This is a genomic window from Candidatus Neomarinimicrobiota bacterium (assembly GCA_012964825.1).
Classification (GTDB): domain Bacteria; phylum Fidelibacterota; class Marinisomatia; order Marinisomatales; family S15-B10; genus UBA2125.
Map to the genome: position 1 here is coordinate 1 of DTTI01000003.1, position 16,877 is coordinate 16,877.

Below are 16,877 nucleotides of genomic sequence, written 5' to 3' on the forward strand. Positions count from 1 at the left end.
CGGCCTGCTTTCGGGTTGTGGAAAAAACTTCGAAGGGGCCGGTAAAGTCCAGCACCTCCACATCATTAAAAATGAAAATGCCGACTGATATAGGTTTAATCGATATCACAGGTCTTTATCTCATGAAAAGAGTGGTGGCGAAAAATGACAAAAGTGATGTTGGTTAAAGACAATGTTTGCGATCAATCTGATGGATTGAAATTCATTTCTTGAGTTATTTTTCCTTTCGTATCCCAGAAGATCCATTTCCCTGTCCGTTTCCCTCTCTCATAAAATCCTCTCGATCGAAGTTGCCCCAATTCATACCACCAACTCCATTCACCCGTTCGCTCACCGCGATGGTATTGTCCCTCCATTTCCTGCTGACCGTTTTCATACCACCGGCCGTAAGAGCCGTGAAACTGACCCCTTAAGTAAGTTGCAATCGACCGCTTCTCGCTGCTAGAATACCAGAAAGTCCACTCGTGGTGAAGCCTATCTTTCCTGAATTCACCCTTACGATCCAAGTTCCCGTTTTTGAACCAGTAGGCGGCGGGACCGTTTTTCTTTCCGTTACTGTAGATTACTTCACCACGCTTCTGACCTGAGGCGTACCACCATGCCCACTTCCCTTCCCTGCGATCATTGAGAATACTTCCCTCCTCTTTTTTCTGACCGTTGGGATAGGTCTCGGTAACCACTATGGGCTCTCCAGCGCAGCCAACAAGTAGCGGGAGAATGATAAGATGGACCACTTTTTTTTTCATGGAAGAGGTCCCACTAAAGCCATTCGTAGCGGTTCAGTAAGATGCCGAGAGCAGAAAGAAAGAATGCCCAAAAGAGAAAAATGGCGAAGACAACTTTACGGCCGCCCTTCACGCCGTGCCGCTGTCGAACTTACCTAGGATATCAATAAGGTCTACAACGCGGTTAGAATAACCCCACTCATTGTCATACCAGCTGAGTGTCTTTACCAGCGAGCCGTCAATGACCTGTGTGAACGGGGCGTCAAAAATGGAAGAGTGGCTGTTGCCTATGATATCTGTAGAAACGATAGGTTCCTCTTGGTACTCCAAGATGGGCGCCAGCTTATCCGTTTCGGAAGCGGCGCGTACTGCTTCTTTCACGTGCTCTTCGGTAACATCTTGATTCAGCCGAACCACCAGATCCACCACAGATCCGTCTGGGACAGGGACGCGCATAGCGATACCATCCAACTTCCCTTTCAGTTCGGGAAGGACCTTTCCCACAGCCCTTGCAGCACCAGTGGTTGTGGGTATTATATTCTCAGCAGCAGCGCGGCTCCGGCGCCAATCCTTGTGAGGCACATCAGCCAGCCGCTGATCGTTGGTGTAAGCATGGATAGTATTGATGACGCCTGTCTCAATTCCGAAAGAATCATTTAGTATCTTGGCCATGGGTGCGAGACAGTTGGTGGTACAGCTGGCATTGGAAATAATTTTGTGATCAGGTCTCAGATTGTTATCATTCACACCGATAACCACCGTGTAATCGATCTCATCCTTGGCGGGAACGGTGAGGATAACCCTACCGACACCGGCGGAAAGATGACTCTCCAACTGTTCTTTCTGCCTAAAAATACCGGTAGCTTCCACAACCACATCAACACCCATGTCACCCCAGGGAAGTTTAGCGGGATCGGGATCTGAAAGCAGGGTGACATTATGGTTGGAAGTTTTCAGTATACCATCGGTGAGTTCCGCTTTATCACCAAAGCGGCCCATGACGGTATCATATTTTAACAGATAGACCAGCACCTCTCGCTCAGAAAGGTCATTAATTGCCACCACCTCAACATCAGGCCGTTCGTTTAATATCCGAAAAACTGACCGGCCAATGCGGCCAAAACCGTTAATGGCGATTCTCAACTATCACCTCCCAGACCGGCGTAGGCTTCTACCAACTCCAAAATGCGTTTTGAATAACCCCACCCGTTATCATACCAACAGATTGTTTTCAAAAAGTTTCCGGCGGCAATCATGGTGGCCTTGGCATCAAAGATCATGGACTCCCCGCAACCGATGACATCACTGGAAACGATGGGATCTTCCGTATAGCCCACAATATGGGAAAGATCACCCTGAGACCAGGTTTTCATTACCCCATTCACCTTGTCAACAGAGGGCATTTTATCGTGCTCCGTGGTAAGATCAATGCAAGAACCGTCAGGGACGGGGACATTGAATGCGATCCCTTTCACTTTACCAGCTAGATGAGGAAACATGGATTCAACCAAACGGGGTGACGGTGTTTCGTTGGGGATGATATTTTCCACTGCTGACCGACTCCGGCGTTGCCGAACCCGCGTATTGTCAGCCAAGGGCTGATCTGAAGTGTACGCATGCACAGTGGCCATCATGGCATTCCTGATACCAAACTCATCATCTAAAATCTTGAGCATGAGTGCCAGGACCTGAGTAGTAGAGGAAGACGGCGATACTATTTTGTCACCTGGAGAAATTTCAGATTCGTTCACCCCTAGCACAACAATGCGGTCTACAGAGGTCACTTCCGGGTTTGTAATGATGGTTCGCTTTGTGTGATTGCGGTAGGCCTTCACCTCTTCGATTGACCAAGTGACACCGGTAGAATCGATGACCACATCCAGGTTCATCATATCCCAAGGGATCTCCGAAGGTTTGCCCCCGGGGAGGAGCCTCACGTTTTGATCACCTACTTTAAGGTAGTTGTCGCTGACGGTAGCTTCCACATCAAAGGGGCCGTGGACGGAATCACGGAGCAACAGGTACCGGAGTGTTTCCGGCTGACCCAGATCGCTGATGGCGGTAAACTGAAAGTTGGGATTGTCATAGCCGAGGCGAAACAGATTGCGACCAATGCGGCCGAACCCCATGAGACCGATTCTTAAAGGGGGACTCATCTACAGATCCTTAAGATGACATAGAATTAAGGTGGGACAAGAAGGCTAAAGGCCCCGTTTTCCAAGGGCCTCTTCGTTGCCGTAAGTCTGAAACGCCACGGCAAAAATGAATGTGAGACAAATAAGTTTTTGTGATACGACCTGAACCTTAAGTGCTGACAGGCTCTCTTCTATAGAAGGACCGAATTCAATGATACCGATGTAAACAGCTATGAGAAATGCAAAAAGACCGTAACCCATCCCGTATATGGTATGCATTGTTTCAGTCCTAAAGAAAACAAATGTATAACATGCTGCAGCAATGAGGAAGAATCTGAAACACCAATTGCTAAAAAAAACGTGAGGATCTAACATCAAGTCCCCTGGCGTAAGACCACTGCCCATGATAAAGATACCTCCAAGAATACCGCCGGCCGATCCTATCACAGAAACCAAATGGATATTTCTTTCTTTTGAATAAAGTGACGGAAGAGTCCAAAAAAAGAAGCAGAAGACTAGCCCAGTCGCAGCAAATGCAAAGCTAAAAAGGACTGATGAAAAATAATTTTCCTGACCATTATATACAGCCCACCGCCCCAGATCACTCAAGAAGTTTTGGGAAAAAATATAACCTTCGGTGGTAGCATCACGATAAGTACCACCCGGATAGAAAAACATGGCCAAAAAAATAAATAATATAAATACTCCTAAGTTCCAGCGAGGAATTGTGACAAGCACAAGTCGTTTCGAATCGATCATTTTATCACCGGAATGAGCTCGTCTAGCATTAGTGCCCGTACGAACTGGACAGGAGGTGAACCGAATGACAGTTCTTCATCATGGTAATCTTTCAACACAAATTTAGCACCGCGTCGCTTTTGAACTTCCTCTCTTAGTGAATAGTGCTCCAAGAAACCGACAAAATATGTCGAAAGCTGTGCCGAGGTTAGTTGAGCGCGAATCCACTTCGCAGCTGCTTCCCTTTCTTCCTGAAAGGTGTCCTCGATCATCAATTCCATGGCCTCATCATAGCTCATGTCCCCAGCGTGGATCTTCTGATCGATCATGGCATTGGCAATGGCCCTGAGGTACCATTTGAGAATGATGAGTTGCATGAGCGGATCATAGTCCAAGAATCCTTCTTCCAGAAAGACACGCTCCACATAAACCGCCCACCCTTCAATAAAAACGCCTGAAGACAAAACTGCCCGCAAGGTTGAAGGATACCTGTTGGAATGTGCCAGCTGAACAAAATGGCCTGGCATGGCTTCATGTATGGTGAGATTATGAACGGATCGTTGATTGTATTCCCGAAGATAGGAGTGCACCTGTTTCTCCGTCCATTCTTCCGGGAGAGGTGAAACGGCATAGAATGTTTTGAGTCCCGTTTCCAATGGACCAGGGGAATCACAGTAGGCCAGAGTCACCCCTCTACGAAACTCAGGCATGATAATAATTTCAACTGGATCAGAAGGCAGAGTAAGTATCTCCGCTTCTTTTACAAAGTCTTCTGCAATTCTTATGGAGGACCTGGCGAAATCAATGATGCCGTCCTTGTCAGGGATTTCTCGGTATGCCTCCTCCAAGACGGCCCGGATGACGGCCTGCTGGTAAACTTCGGTGGGAACCTCGGGGAATTCGGTATAGGGGTGCATTCCCTTGTAAACGCTTTTTGCAATATCGTACATATGAGACCGAGTTTTCACCAGCTCAGATTCGGCTTTTTCCAATATCTGTTGTCGAGTGAGGGGTGTCTGAAGAGTGAATGCCAGTTTTCTATCATACAGCTTGGGGCCGATGCGGAAGTTGCCATTGGCTTTCGGCAACACCTCCTCCTCAAGCCATTTCTGATGTTTGGCATTTTCCTTCCGGGCAGTTTCTATAGCCTTATTGAGCTGTTTCCTGTATCGTTTCTTCAGTTTGTTTTTTTGTGGCACAACAAGGTTATCCAATATGGAAAGAACACCCTTATTCTGTTTAACGGCCGTTTCGGCATGGATTTTAGGGACCCTTTCCGGAATGATAGTTTCACGGATCTGAGCATACATCCGAGGGAACTGTTCCAGCCGGCCAGCCACATTTATAAGACGCTCCTCCACAGGTGCAAATTCCCGTGCCATAAGGCTGTAGATAGCTCCGCCGGCCAAGCCTGTATAGCGGAGCGGATTCCAAGACCACTCCTGTAACTCTTCTATCCTCCATATCCCTGACCGGAGCCGATTGTCTAAAAGAGCCGCGTCTACCTGATAGGCGCGGGAGAGTTCTCCCTTGGGAATAATCTCCAGTTCCTCTATGTATTTTTTATTGAAGGCAACCCTTTCAGCCCGTGCTTCACTACTCACCTGATTCACAAGATGGTCAAAGCGGTGGTCACCGAGGGATGTGGCACCCACAGGTCCCAAAGCGGGGGATTCATCAAGGTAGCGCTTGGCAAGATCCTCAAACTGCTTGTCAGCAGAGGACTGAGCAACTGTGACTGAAAGTGTGAGAAATAGTCCTATAATAGTTTTCATCGGATGCTTCTATCGTATCGGTGTTTTACAAATTCTGTAGATAATTCCTGAATAGTTCCACATCCCATGAGTGCCATGTCACGTTCCAGCTCATCTTTAAGTATCTGAAGTGCCAATTCTACCCCTTTTTGCCCTCCGGCGGCAAGTCCGTAGAGATAGGCCTTACCGATAGAAACAGCATCTGCTCCCAATGCCAATGCTTTCAAGATATGAGTCCCGCGGCGGATGCCGCCATCCAGAATCAGTTCCATGTCACTTCCCACAGCATCCCTTATGGGTGCTAAACAATCTATGGCTGCCGGGACGCCGTCCATCTGGCGGCCACCATGGTTGGAAATCATGAGCGCAGTGGCGCCGATTTCCCGGGCCCTTTTTGCATCCTCAGCAGTAAGTACCCCCTTAATAACGAAAGGCCCGCCCCACTGCTGAATGAGCCGGGCGGCATCGTCCCAAGTAACTGTCCTGTCGAACTGACCATTCACATATTCTATGAGGCCCATGGCACCTTTGCCAAGTGCGTCCACCCGATGGACCACATTTGCTAGACGGAAATCGGGATGAAGCAATAAGTTAAATGTCCAGTTCAAGTGTGTAACAAAACTGAAAAGACTCTTCATCGTAAACCGTGGAGGCATGGTCATGCCGGTCACTTTGTCCCTTTCTCGGTTCCCGGCGAGAGGAACATCAACAGTAAGACAAAGGACGTCATAGTTAGCAGCTTTGCATCGCTCCACAAACTCCCGAGTAAGTTCCCTGTCTTTCAGGATATATATCTGGAATATTTTCGGCCCATCCGTCTCCTTAGCAATTTCCTCAAGACTGGCAGTTCCGAGTGTTGACAGACTGTACGCCGTTCCAAACTTGGCGGCGGCACGAGCCACAGCATTTTCCTTGGTATGATGAAAAAGCCGCGACATGCCGGTAGGGGCAATGAAGAATGGGATATCGAGCTTTTTGCCGAAGAGTGTGACAGTTGTGTCAATTTCGTCTACCGGCCTGAGGAAGCGGGGTTGAATCTCATAGTCGTCAAAGGCGTCGGTGTTGCGTCGGAGAGTCACCTCATCATCTGCTCCACCATCAATGTAGTGAAACATGGACCGTGGCAAACGGCGTTTTGCAAGAGACCTGAGATCATTTATGTTGTTACAACGAGATAGGGACAACATAGTTTATTATTTCAATTTTTTCGTTACTATCTGCATTAACCCCTCAAAACGGTATCAAAATAGTACAACCAGTTAAGTCCAAGTATTTTTTCTATTTTATCATCGGAATAGCCACGTTTTTTGAGACCGTGGGCCACATTCCGGAATCTTCCAGGTTTATCCAGATCAGGTATCCAAGGAGGCCACTTTACGTTGTAGGAAGGTTTGAAGGATTTGAGCCTTGGCTCGTACCAGGTTTCTTTGGTTGCCCACACTTTTATTCCCTGAACGGGAAAATCAGTACAGAGAGCAACGTGGTCAATGCCACCAACCTTCACCACATGGTCCACATGATCAAGATATGTTTCAATGGTGGTTTGCCCACCGGGGTCGGGACCAACGAAATACCCCAATGCCGCCACTCCCATGACGCCCCCTTTATCCGCCATCGTCCGGATTTGGTTATCTGTTTTGGCCCTGGGATGGTTCCTATAGATAGCTTCACACATAGTATGTGTGAAGCATGCGGGTGGGTCGGAAAACTGTATGCCATCATATGAGGTTTGTTTTCCACAGTGTGAAAGATCTACAATAATACCTAGTTCATTCATGCGTTTAACAACATCCACCCCAAAATCGGAAAGACCGGAGTTGGTTCGTTCAGTACATCCATCGCCAACCAAGTTTCGTGAATTATAAGTAAGTTGGATACAACGGGTACCCATGTCGTGAAGGACATCCAGACGTTCCATTTTATTTTCAATCATTGTTGTATTCTGGTGACCATACATTACAGCCAGTTTGTTTTCCTTTTTTGCCTGGCGGAAATGGGTAGCCGCAGTAGCTTTCATAAAAAGGTCGGGGTGTTCTGAGATCCGGTCATTCCAAGCCGAAATATCACTCAGAGCACCATCCCATGTACGATTGTGTAGACTTGTCTGGATGCCGGTATATCCGGATCGTTTAACTGCTTCGTATGCCACCTTGCCCCATTGACGTCCAACCGAAAGGGAGTCAATAACAATGGCTTGATCATATAACGAATCCACTGACTGCTTTCTCTGGCCTATGACCAAGGGGTTCCCCAAAGCGATGCCGGCTGCTCCAGCTGTAGCAGTTTTTAGAAATGTTCTTCTATCAGTTTCCATTTTTCTCCTATAGTCAGCAGTGCTTGCACATCACTTCACTATGCTGTAACCCAAGCGCTGAGGACTTTCTTCCGGTTCGAGTGGTGTTGTACCACGAGCATCAGTTTTGATCAAAAGAAGATCGGCAGGGCTGCCATCCATGGAAGCACTGGACCCTACCAAAACAAACCCGCCGTCTGAGGTGGTTTGTAGAGAAGTGATCTCATCACTAGAGACGCTCTCAAAAGTGCGTTGCCAGAGGGGATCGCCAACAGCGTCGGTTTTCAGGAGCCAGGCATCGGCTTTGCTCTCTTCTTTGAGACGGCTTGAACCGGCCAGGATATACCCTCCGTCATCGGTCTGACGGATAGCGTAGCACCGGTCCCAGCTCTGCCCACCGAAGGTCTTTTCCCAGAGGGTCTCGCCTGCGGCATCGGTTCTGATAAGTAAAACGTCTTCAAAGTTGGGAAAGAAAGCTTGAGTGATACCCACAACAATGTAGCCGCCATCGGCAGTCTCCTGAACAAAATGGCCGGTGTTGTGCTCACGGCTGCCGAATGTTTTGGTCCACTGCTCCTGACCTTGATTGTCAGTCTTCACCAACCAGATGCGACTCGATTTTTTTTCCTCCGTCTCTGTAAATCCTGTAATAACAAAACCGCCATCGGAAGTCTCCTGAACCGCGTAGCCGTACTCCCAGTCCGGGCCGCCGAATGTGTTTGTCCAGACTGGATAACCGCTGGCATCAGCCTTGATGAGCCAGATATCGGAATTGCCACTGCCGTGAGAAAAAGTGTAACCTGTTATGATGTACCCTCCGTCAGCAGTTTGACGGATATGGTGTGCCTTGTCCCAACGGAAGCCGCCGTAGGTTCGGTTCCACTCCACACGCCCTTCGCTGTCTGTCTTGATAACCCATGCGTCGCTCCACTTCTCAGCTAGGGCTTCAGAAAAACCAGCAATGACGTAACCTCCATCGGCCGTGATCTGAACTGAATAGGCGTGGTCGTCCCCCTCACCACCATAGGTTTGGGTCCAATCGATATTGCCCTTGGGATCGGTCTTTACGAGCCAAATGTCACCATTGTCTTCATTAGCGTAGGTGTGACCAGCGATGATGAATCCGCCATCGGGCGTCTCCTGGACTGAACGCCCCTCCTCATGATGAACATTACCGTGGATCGTTATGAACCAGCTCTCGGAATCGCCTTTTCGGACTTCGCTTGTTGTGCGAAGCCCCCAGACATCTTCCACTTCGAGACGATAGTAACGGGCTTCCCAAGGGTCGATCCCTTTCAGAACAAATGTGGTGTCTATCCTGTCCGCGGTTGTAAAGATTATAGTTTCATCAAGCATTTCAGGTGTGGCCGATTCATAAAGGTTGTAACGGCTGAAGTCATCCTCGCCATTGGCAGCCCAGCTGAAGATGAACCGGTCCTTACGGTATTCCACAGGGTGGAAATAAGACATGAGCGGAGGATCGTCCAATACCCGGTGGCCGGGGCCCGTCACCTCCTGACCCCAAGTGTCCCCGGTGCGGATCCAGAACCAATGCTCCCGGGTGGGATCAAAAACACCCCTGCCTTTGACGGTGTAGACGGTGTCGTCAACTGAAGTGAGTGTGACGAGACGCCTGAGCGTGCCATCCCGCTCAATGGAGACCAGCAGGTCGTAGTAAGAAAAATCGGTCTGAGCCGACTGTTGCCAAGTGATGTTGAACTGTTCAAAGTTGTAATGGACGGAGGTGATGCGGATGGGCTCGGGCGGTTCATTCGTTTCATTGGTCATGGCTCGGCCGGTCGATGTGAGTCCCCACTTGTCCACCACATTCACAGTGAACCAATTTTCTTTCGTTGGGTCGAAATGACGGAAGATATAGCGGGTCCGGTTGATGTCGCCGATCTTCACTACAGACCGACGGTTACCATATTCGGTGTCGGAAGTGAAAAGTTCGTAGTAAGCAAAGTCAGCTTCTTCGGAGGCGCCCCAGGTAACGGTCATCTTTTGTTCATTATACCAAACGGAATCCACATCCACGGAGACTGGTGGCGGGTCAATCTCATGGGTCTTACCCGACCCTTTGTAGGTAAGCCCCCAATGATCTGTAACTCGGACCCAGAACCAGTTCTCATGGGTGGGATCAAAATCTTTCCACTGATAGGCGGTGGTTTTGGGATTGGTGATTATTTCAAGCAACTGCTTCGCACCCATCTCACTGTCCGAATGGAGGACCTCGTAGGTGAGGAAGTCTTTCTCTCTGGACTGCTGCCACTTTACAGTCATCTTTTCAAGATCATAGTTAACAGATCTGACGGCAATGGGTTTTGGTGGTTTATCCGGTCCATGTGTCATGGCCTCCCCTATAGATCTTTGCCTCCAGTAATCGTTGACCCGAACCCAAAACCAATTCTCATGGGTGGGATCGAAATCTGTTAGCGTATGACGGGTTATCTCACGGTTTTCGACAGTTGTAACAAGTGTCCGGACACCGTCTTCGGTATCACTGTGAAGCATTTCATAGGATCTGAAATCCTCATCAGGTGATTTTTCCCACTGCACCAACATTTTTTTCAGGTTGTACTGAATCCTTTTAACATCAAGAGCTGTCGGTGGCGGATCAGGGGTGTTGGTCATTCCCTGGCCCAGTGTTGTCTGATCAAAAATGTTTCGAGTGGAGATCCAAAACCAGTTCTCCCGAGTAGGGTCGAAATCATCGAGAATATGGTTGGTAACTGTTGGATCGTCATAGGTAGCAACCGTCGTTTTGATACCAGCCTCAGAAATTGCGGCAAGGAGCGTATATCGAAAAAAGTTCTCGCCATTGCTGGGTATCCACTCCATAGTCATCGTGTCATAGTTGTAGGTGACAGATTGTAAGTCAGCGGGAACTGGTGGCAGATAAATATCGGATCGGAGTACCGGCCCTGGAGATTCAAAGCCGAGAGTATCGATAACAACAACACGATAATAATTGTGTTGCAACGGATCCATGGTCCTATCAGTAAAGGTGGTTATTGTCCTATTTCTGGAGGTAGTGATCACTTGGGCATCAGCCATATCCGGATCATCTGACCTCTCGATGCGGTAGGAGGCAAAATCACTATCTGTGGCTGAAGCCCAGTTAATAGTGTATCGGCCGTTCATAAACGCGGTGCTGTCCACGGACTTAGGCTCCGGATATGACTGGCGGTTGTCCACGATAACGATAATTGTGTCGCTCTGGCCGCGGTTACCGTCTATATCCACGGCGTAGGCCACCAGGTTGTGGGCGGAGACGCCGCCGTGATCAACACTGTTCCATCGGAAAGTGAAAGGTTCGGAGTCATCGGGAAGGCCGATTGAGTCGCCATCAACCCACAGCTCTACAAAAGTGACGGAGTCATTATCAGTAGCAGTAACAGTAACAGCAACTGCTTCAGCCACAGTATCGGCAGGAACTGGAGTATCGATGGACACTTCCGGTGTGCTGTCGCAGCCGAAAACCACTAATAGAAGAGCGAGAAAAAACCCGTGCTTATCCTGTCTCATCACACTTAACTGTTATAATACTAGCGAACTCCTCTTTCCCTCTTCTGTTTCTGAACCATCTTTTCCACGTCTTTCCGCAACTGTCTGGCATCATAAATGATGCCGTCCTTCACGGTATAGAGGACACCGCCGACACGCTCGGCTCTGCCGGTCTTATCGTTGAGGCGAACAGCGCCGGTACCATAGAGCACTTTCAAGTTCTGGACGGGGTTCTCACCAATAATGGCAAGGTCGGCCAGCATGCCAGCGCGGACGACGCCGAACTGTATCTTCTCTCCCTTGGGGTCAAAGATGGCCTGGGCACCATGCATGGTGGCGCCACGGAAAATTTCCAGCGGATGGAAACCCGCCTCTTGCAGAAGCTCCATCTCCTCAATGGTAGAGAAACCGTAAAGATTGTAGATGTAACCGGCGTCGGAGCTGACAGTGACCCGGCCTCCTATATTTTTGTAATCATTGAGAAATGACATCCAGACGCGGTAGAAGTTCTTCCACGCTACCTCGTCCCAAGTGGTCCAATCGTAATAGTAGGAGCCGTGATAGACCCTGCTGGGCTGATAGAATTCCCACTGGGATGGTAGAGTGTATTTCTCGTGCCAGTCGGCATTACGGGCCCGCATGACGTCCCGGCTGGCAAGATAAGCGGTCATGGTGGGATCAAGTATGAAGTCAAGCTCCTTGAATTCCTTCAACAGGGCGTTCCACTCATCGCTCCCCCGCTCGTGGATCATGTTCCACTGCCGTGCCACCTGACCGAAGCGGTCCTGTTCATCGGTATAGTTCATATCAACAGGCCATGGCTGGACGTCGTGATTTTTGTAGAGTGCTTCAAAAAGGCCGTAGTAATGTGTCATAGCGCCAAGTCCGAGTCGAGCAGCATTGATTGCATTCATCTGTGCCACACCGGTCTGTGCCAAGTGAGCGGTGGAACCCAGTTTCTGTTTCTTTGCTTCGTCTAGAAGTGCCTCCATGATGTCCGGACGGAAGGCGCCCAGTTTCAGTCCGTCCACCCCTTTTCGGGCGGCGTAGCGGACCCACTTCCGGGCGGTCTCGGGATCATTGATAGGGCCGTCTTTCCAGTCTTCCCCATTGCCGGGCCGCTCGTAGATATAGATGCGGGGTGCCACGATCTCATTTTTCGCACTGCGGTCCCGCTCGCCGAATGTCCACTCCATGGGTCCCAGAGCGACACCACGGACGGTGGTGATGCCGTGGGCCAGCCAAAGCTTGTAAGTGTATTCTGCATCTGGGGCCTTGAACTGGTTGCCACTATGGATGTGGAGGTCCACAAAGCCGGGAAGGATATACATCCCTTCGGCGTCCAGTTCGTAGGTCGCGTCCTTGGGGCGTCTTTCTTTATCGATGGCAACAAAGGGTGTCCCCACACCGGCCACCCGGACGATCTTGTTGTTCTCGATAACAATATCGACGGGACCACGGGGCGGGCCGCCTGTGCCGTCGATAAGGGTACCACCGCGAATGATGAGCCGCTCAAAGGGACCCTCTCCCTCATCGCTTCGCCGGTCTGGGGCGGGGTTGGGCCCCTGTCCCAGCAGTTTTGTGACCTGCTTTGGGCTGGTGTGCTGGCCCACCACTGGAAAGGTGAACAAGATGATTGCAAACAGAATTATAGTATGGCAAAGATTGCGTTTATTGATGGTCATATGCATGACTCCTTAATATGGATATCAGTTTGTGTTTTTCAAGAAACGGTCGAAGAAATCTGACGTGGCTTCATAGGTTTGAATCCAGCTCTCCTGCCTGAGGAAGCCGTGGACCTCATCGGGAAAGATGAGCATTTCCACGTGGGCGTTCCCTTCTTTCCGGAGGCGCTGAACGAGGTCGGTAGTTTGGATAAAGTCCACATTTCTGTCGTCATCGCCGTGGACAAAAAGGACGGGCGAATACCAAAAGGCAACGTCCGCTACAGGTGAAGATTCGAAGGCCATTTCCATAAGTTCGTCACCGAAGAGACCCCATCCGCCGCCGTTGCGGCGCTGGCCACGTAAAGCCCAATCGTGGACACCATGAAGGTCCACCCCAGCGGCAAAAAGTTCAGAGTCCCTAGCTAGGCCCATGGCTGTTAGAAGCCCTCCATAGGAACCACCCCAAAGTCCAATGCGCTCCGAGTCCACGTAAGAAAGGGATTGGAGATATCGGGCAGCGGCCACAATGTCCTGGTACTCAGACGAGCCACGAGGACCCTGGTTGGGCGCTTCTCTGAAGGCACGGCCATAACCTATGCCGGCCCTGTAATTCACTGAAAGGACCACATAACCTTTGGCGGCCAAGTACTGATTCAGGCCGTAGGCGTTGTGGTAATAACCCCGCATGTGCCACCCAAGTAACATCTGGCGAATGGGTCCACCATGCATGAAAATTACGGCAGGAAGTTTATCACTTTTTTTCATCTTTTTGGGAACAAAGAGCTGACCATGGATGGTGGTCCCGTCACCCGCCTTGAAGATGGACTGCTCCGGCGTCACCATCTGCTTCATAGGAAACTTGTCCGGAATGGTCTCAGGTGCCAGAAGGCGGTGTCGTCTTTCCCCCTTCTTAAGAACGGCTGGCGCAGCGGCCTGCTGGGCGGTGGAACAGAAAAAGGCGAGGTCTCCCTTTGAAGTCATAATGGGTTCCCACTCCAGTCCTTCTCCTTTGGTGATCTGCTTCAACCCTTCACCTGTAACTCTCACCTCCCACATGTGCCGGCGGTCAATATCACCGTTATTAGAATTGAAAACGACCCTAGCCCGGTCCGGTGTGAGGGAGGCAGCCTCCACCTCGTAGTTGCCTGAGGTGAGTGCTTTTACTTTTCCACCTTGCGCAGGGACGGAATAGAGGTGCATCCACCCGGCATGCTCTGAGTAGAAGACGAGGTTGTCGCCCTTTCCCCACATGAGGGGATAAATGGGATAATTCTGGGCAAAGCCACCAGATGAGTCTGGTAGCGTCCACACTGGTACTGCTGTACCGGCGGACACATCTGCTACCATGATAGAAAAAGGGAGGTGCATGCCCCGCTTTTTCCTGGGTTCAGCCAGAGCACCGGGAAAACGGAAAAAAGCTATGCGTTTGCCATCAGGAGACCAGACTGGTTCTCGGTCCCGGTCCACAGAAGGGACCATCCAGAGAATCTTTTGAGAAGCAAAATCGAAAACACCGATAAAGCTGTGATCATCACGGTAGCTGACAAAGGCAAGTTGATTTCCTGAGGGTGACCAGACAGGATTGGTGTTTGATCCGCGGGCAGAGAAAAGTTTTTTGACACTATCATCTGTACTGACCTGTCCAATGTAAATGTCACCTTGGTCAACTAGTACCACCTGATCCCCTTTGGGAGAGATTTGCGGGTAGGATCCTTCCCCCAGACGCCATTTCTTACCAGAAGCCACTTCAATACACCAAACTTCCTGTTGTACTTCCTCAATGCCGGAAGTGGGGTTGGGGTGCTCTTCCTGGCGATTCGTGGCTCCGCCTCGGACGTAGACGAGCTTTTCACCATCAGGCGAAAAGTTGAGGCCGCCCATCTCCTGGCCGTCGTCTTCCATGTAATCGGTGAGTCGTCTGGCCTTGAAGTCGCTCCCTTCAGCCACCCAAATATTCCGTTTCCCTTCTTCGTTGAATATCCACGCCAAGGTATTACCGTCTTTGGTGGCCACAAGGCTGGAGGGGAACGGAGCGCTGAGCACATCGGCCACTGAAAAGGGCTGCGCCACCACAAATGACCCACAGATGAGAAATAGCGATAAACCAGACCGTGCTTTCGCCGGAGCACTCATGCATTCGTCTCCTATTGACTGTTAACTTGTCTCACCCCACGAGGCAACCGGGAATATAATTCAATCACAGACGAATGGCACGTCTGTTGTTTAACCAGCCTTCAGCCGGCGAAGAAGTCTACTTTTCTACTTTATAACGGTATTGGACTTCCTGCCCCAGGAGACCTTCGAAGGGGAGTATCCGGAGGTTGATGGCCTGGCCGTGTTCCACGGCGGTGTTTAGGTCCACGCCTCGGTGCTTCACCAGATAGGCGACCCACATGTGGCTGGCGCGCCACCCCACGGTGCAGTGGAGCAGTACTTTGCCGTCGCTAGACCCCATGGCGTCACTGAACTTCGCCAGCGCTTCTGGAGTGTAGGGTTCATCCTTTCCATTGAGAGGAATGTGCACATAGTTCATTCCCAGTTTCTCCACCGCTTCCTCTTCGTCAAAGGGAACCAGCTCCCTATTCTCCATTTCCTTTTTGGTACGGATGCTCACTACGGTATTAACACCGTTCTTCTTCATCATTTTCAGCCCTTTCTTGGTGGGCTGGCCACCGATGTAGGTATGCCCCACTCTGCTCAGTGCCTCGTTGAATTGGTCCGTCTCAATCTTCTCCGGGAAGCCGCCCTCTTGTGCCAACAGAACAGATGAGAGCAAGCAAAGAGTGAGGATAGAACTAAGTGACTGTTTCAGGTTCATGGATGTCTCCTTTATGGTTAATGGGATGGGGTGTTGATTTTTGTGTGAGCCTTCAGGTCATGTGAATGGACCAGCTGGGCCTCGTTGTTAGCGTGAGGGTATTTTAGCCGGGCGGACTGGCTGATGGACCGTGCCGCCTCATCAGGCTTGTATTTAAGGTATTGCTTGCTATGGGAGCGAGACCGGTCCATGATGCCCAGATTCCGGTTGATGAACATGAGGTTATAGTGGGCGTCAGCATCTTCGGGGTCGATCTTAAGAAAGTCCTCATATGCAGATCGGGCCTGCTCCCAGTTCTCGGAAAAGTAGTGGGTCTGTCCGATCTCTTTCAAGAGCCTCCTGTCCCGGGGGTAAGTCTCCCGAACTGATGAAAAAAGGTTAACCGCCTTATCAAAGTTGCCTTCCATCTTGGCAATAACGCCGAGGAAGTAATTGGCCTTGGGAAAATCAGGCTCCAGCATGAGGGCTCGGTTGAGATTCTCCCGAGCCTGGACAAACTCCCCCTCTTGAATGAGGACCCGGTAGTTCAACTTTTGGCCCAACCCCAAGTGTTGAAGCCTACAAAACGAGGCGTGGAGGGAAGGTACATTCTATCCAAAGAACCAATCTGAAAACCACTAGATTCAATAAGATTTTCAATATCTCGAGTGAGATGGCAGCCTCCTACCACAATTTTCCACAAGGGCTCCACACGGCGCTGAAATCGTCTGACCCTCATGTCTGGGGCTTCACCGTGTTCACAGAAAAGAAGTTTTCCTCCTGCCTTCAGGATTCTGTTCATCTCCCTTAATACTTCTTCTGGGTCTGGTACGGTGCAAAGGGTATAGGTACAGACAACCGTATCCACAGCACCGGTTTCAATAGGGATATCCTCCGCCTCGGCATTGATGCACTCCACTTCAAAATCTGTCTCTTCGATCCTCTCTCGCGCCAATCTCTGCATTCCTTCAGATGGATCTATACCGATCAGTCTCTGGACTTTATCACCATCATAAAAAGGGAGATTGAGCCCGGAACCAAAGCCAATTTCCAAGACCACACCTGTGGCTTCCGGAACAATTTTGGTACGTTGGAAACGGATTGGCTTAACGCCACATGCCAGGTTGGTGATATGGGGTGAGATGAAGTCTGACCAGAGTCTTGTCATTTCTATCGCCTGCCCTCCTCTCTCGAGATCAAGCGGCATCAGTTTACATCAAGGTTCAGAGAAGATCACAGAAATTAATTATATGGAAATAGT

At 50.0% G+C, this 16,877-nt stretch carries 14 protein-coding genes; all 14 read right to left on the minus strand.

Annotated features, from left to right (window positions below):
* The coding region (locus EYO21_00035; GenBank protein HIB02207.1) for a DJ-1/PfpI family protein at nt 1-100 on the minus strand (100 nt) is incomplete at its 3' end.
* Between the two features lie 82 nt (nt 101-182).
* Nucleotides 183-746, minus strand: coding sequence for a toxin-antitoxin system YwqK family antitoxin (locus EYO21_00040; protein ID HIB02208.1), 564 nt, complete (start codon nt 744-746; stop codon nt 183-185).
* Nucleotides 747-854: 108 nt separating this feature from the next.
* Nucleotides 855-1,868, minus strand: coding sequence for a type I glyceraldehyde-3-phosphate dehydrogenase (gene gap, locus EYO21_00045; GenBank protein ID HIB02209.1), 1,014 nt, complete (start codon nt 1,866-1,868; stop codon nt 855-857).
* Complete coding sequence (locus EYO21_00050; protein HIB02210.1) at nt 1,865-2,881, minus strand: type I glyceraldehyde-3-phosphate dehydrogenase; 1,017 nt, start codon at nt 2,879-2,881, stop codon at nt 1,865-1,867. The genes gap and EYO21_00050 overlap by 4 nt, the downstream gene beginning before the upstream one ends.
* A 45-nt stretch (nt 2,882-2,926) precedes the next feature.
* Complete coding sequence (locus tag EYO21_00055; protein ID HIB02211.1) at nt 2,927-3,619, minus strand: hypothetical protein; 693 nt, start codon at nt 3,617-3,619, stop codon at nt 2,927-2,929.
* Complete coding sequence (locus EYO21_00060) at nt 3,616-5,373, minus strand: DUF885 domain-containing protein (protein ID HIB02212.1); 1,758 nt, start codon at nt 5,371-5,373, stop codon at nt 3,616-3,618. The genes EYO21_00055 and EYO21_00060 overlap by 4 nt, the downstream gene beginning before the upstream one ends.
* Nucleotides 5,370-6,539, minus strand: coding sequence for an alpha-hydroxy-acid oxidizing protein (locus EYO21_00065; protein HIB02213.1), 1,170 nt, complete (start codon nt 6,537-6,539; stop codon nt 5,370-5,372). The genes EYO21_00060 and EYO21_00065 overlap by 4 nt, the downstream gene beginning before the upstream one ends.
* A 35-nt stretch (nt 6,540-6,574) precedes the next feature.
* Complete coding sequence (locus EYO21_00070) at nt 6,575-7,666, minus strand: twin-arginine translocation signal domain-containing protein (GenBank protein ID HIB02214.1); 1,092 nt, start codon at nt 7,664-7,666, stop codon at nt 6,575-6,577.
* A 30-nt stretch (nt 7,667-7,696) separates the two neighbouring features.
* On the minus strand, nt 7,697-11,173 hold the full coding sequence (locus EYO21_00075) for a hypothetical protein (GenBank protein HIB02215.1): 3,477 nt from the start codon (nt 11,171-11,173) through the stop codon (nt 7,697-7,699).
* Nucleotides 11,174-11,193: 20 nt separating this feature from the next.
* Entirely contained in the window at nt 11,194-12,837 is a 1,644-nt protein-coding gene (locus EYO21_00080) for an amidohydrolase (protein HIB02216.1), read from the minus strand.
* 24 nt (nt 12,838-12,861) lie between these two features.
* Nucleotides 12,862-14,952, minus strand: coding sequence for a S9 family peptidase (locus EYO21_00085; protein ID HIB02217.1), 2,091 nt, complete (start codon nt 14,950-14,952; stop codon nt 12,862-12,864).
* Nucleotides 14,953-15,070: 118 nt separating this feature from the next.
* Entirely contained in the window at nt 15,071-15,637 is a 567-nt protein-coding gene (locus EYO21_00090; protein HIB02218.1) for a hypothetical protein, read from the minus strand.
* 17 nt (nt 15,638-15,654) lie between these two features.
* Complete coding sequence (locus EYO21_00095) at nt 15,655-16,185, minus strand: tetratricopeptide repeat protein (protein HIB02219.1); 531 nt, start codon at nt 16,183-16,185, stop codon at nt 15,655-15,657.
* Complete coding sequence (locus tag EYO21_00100) at nt 16,164-16,784, minus strand: class I SAM-dependent methyltransferase (GenBank protein ID HIB02220.1); 621 nt, start codon at nt 16,782-16,784, stop codon at nt 16,164-16,166. Before EYO21_00100 ends, EYO21_00095 begins: the two co-directional genes overlap by 22 nt.
* Nucleotides 16,785-16,877: the final 93 nt, after the last annotated feature.

What these genes read in the sequence shown, in the direction of transcription:
- EYO21_00040 (HIB02208.1), bottom strand. Translation starts at nt 746, where the DNA reads ATGAAAAAAAAAGTGGTCCATCTTATCATTCTCCCGCTACTTGTTGGC.
- EYO21_00050 (HIB02210.1), bottom strand. Translation starts at nt 2,881, where the DNA reads ATGAGTCCCCCTTTAAGAATCGGTCTCATGGGGTTCGGCCGCATTGGT.
- EYO21_00055 (HIB02211.1), bottom strand. Translation starts at nt 3,619, where the DNA reads ATGATCGATTCGAAACGACTTGTGCTTGTCACAATTCCTCGCTGGAAC.
- EYO21_00060 (HIB02212.1), bottom strand. Translation starts at nt 5,373, where the DNA reads ATGAAAACTATTATAGGACTATTTCTCACACTTTCAGTCACAGTTGCT.
- EYO21_00065 (HIB02213.1), bottom strand. Translation starts at nt 6,539, where the DNA reads ATGTTGTCCCTATCTCGTTGTAACAACATAAATGATCTCAGGTCTCTT.
- EYO21_00070 (HIB02214.1), bottom strand. Translation starts at nt 7,666, where the DNA reads ATGGAAACTGATAGAAGAACATTTCTAAAAACTGCTACAGCTGGAGCA.
- EYO21_00075 (HIB02215.1), bottom strand. Translation starts at nt 11,173, where the DNA reads ATGAGACAGGATAAGCACGGGTTTTTTCTCGCTCTTCTATTAGTGGTT.
- EYO21_00080 (HIB02216.1), bottom strand. Translation starts at nt 12,837, where the DNA reads ATGACCATCAATAAACGCAATCTTTGCCATACTATAATTCTGTTTGCA.
- EYO21_00085 (HIB02217.1), bottom strand. Translation starts at nt 14,952, where the DNA reads ATGAGTGCTCCGGCGAAAGCACGGTCTGGTTTATCGCTATTTCTCATC.
- EYO21_00090 (HIB02218.1), bottom strand. Translation starts at nt 15,637, where the DNA reads ATGAACCTGAAACAGTCACTTAGTTCTATCCTCACTCTTTGCTTGCTC.
- EYO21_00100 (HIB02220.1), bottom strand. Translation starts at nt 16,784, where the DNA reads ATGACAAGACTCTGGTCAGACTTCATCTCACCCCATATCACCAACCTG.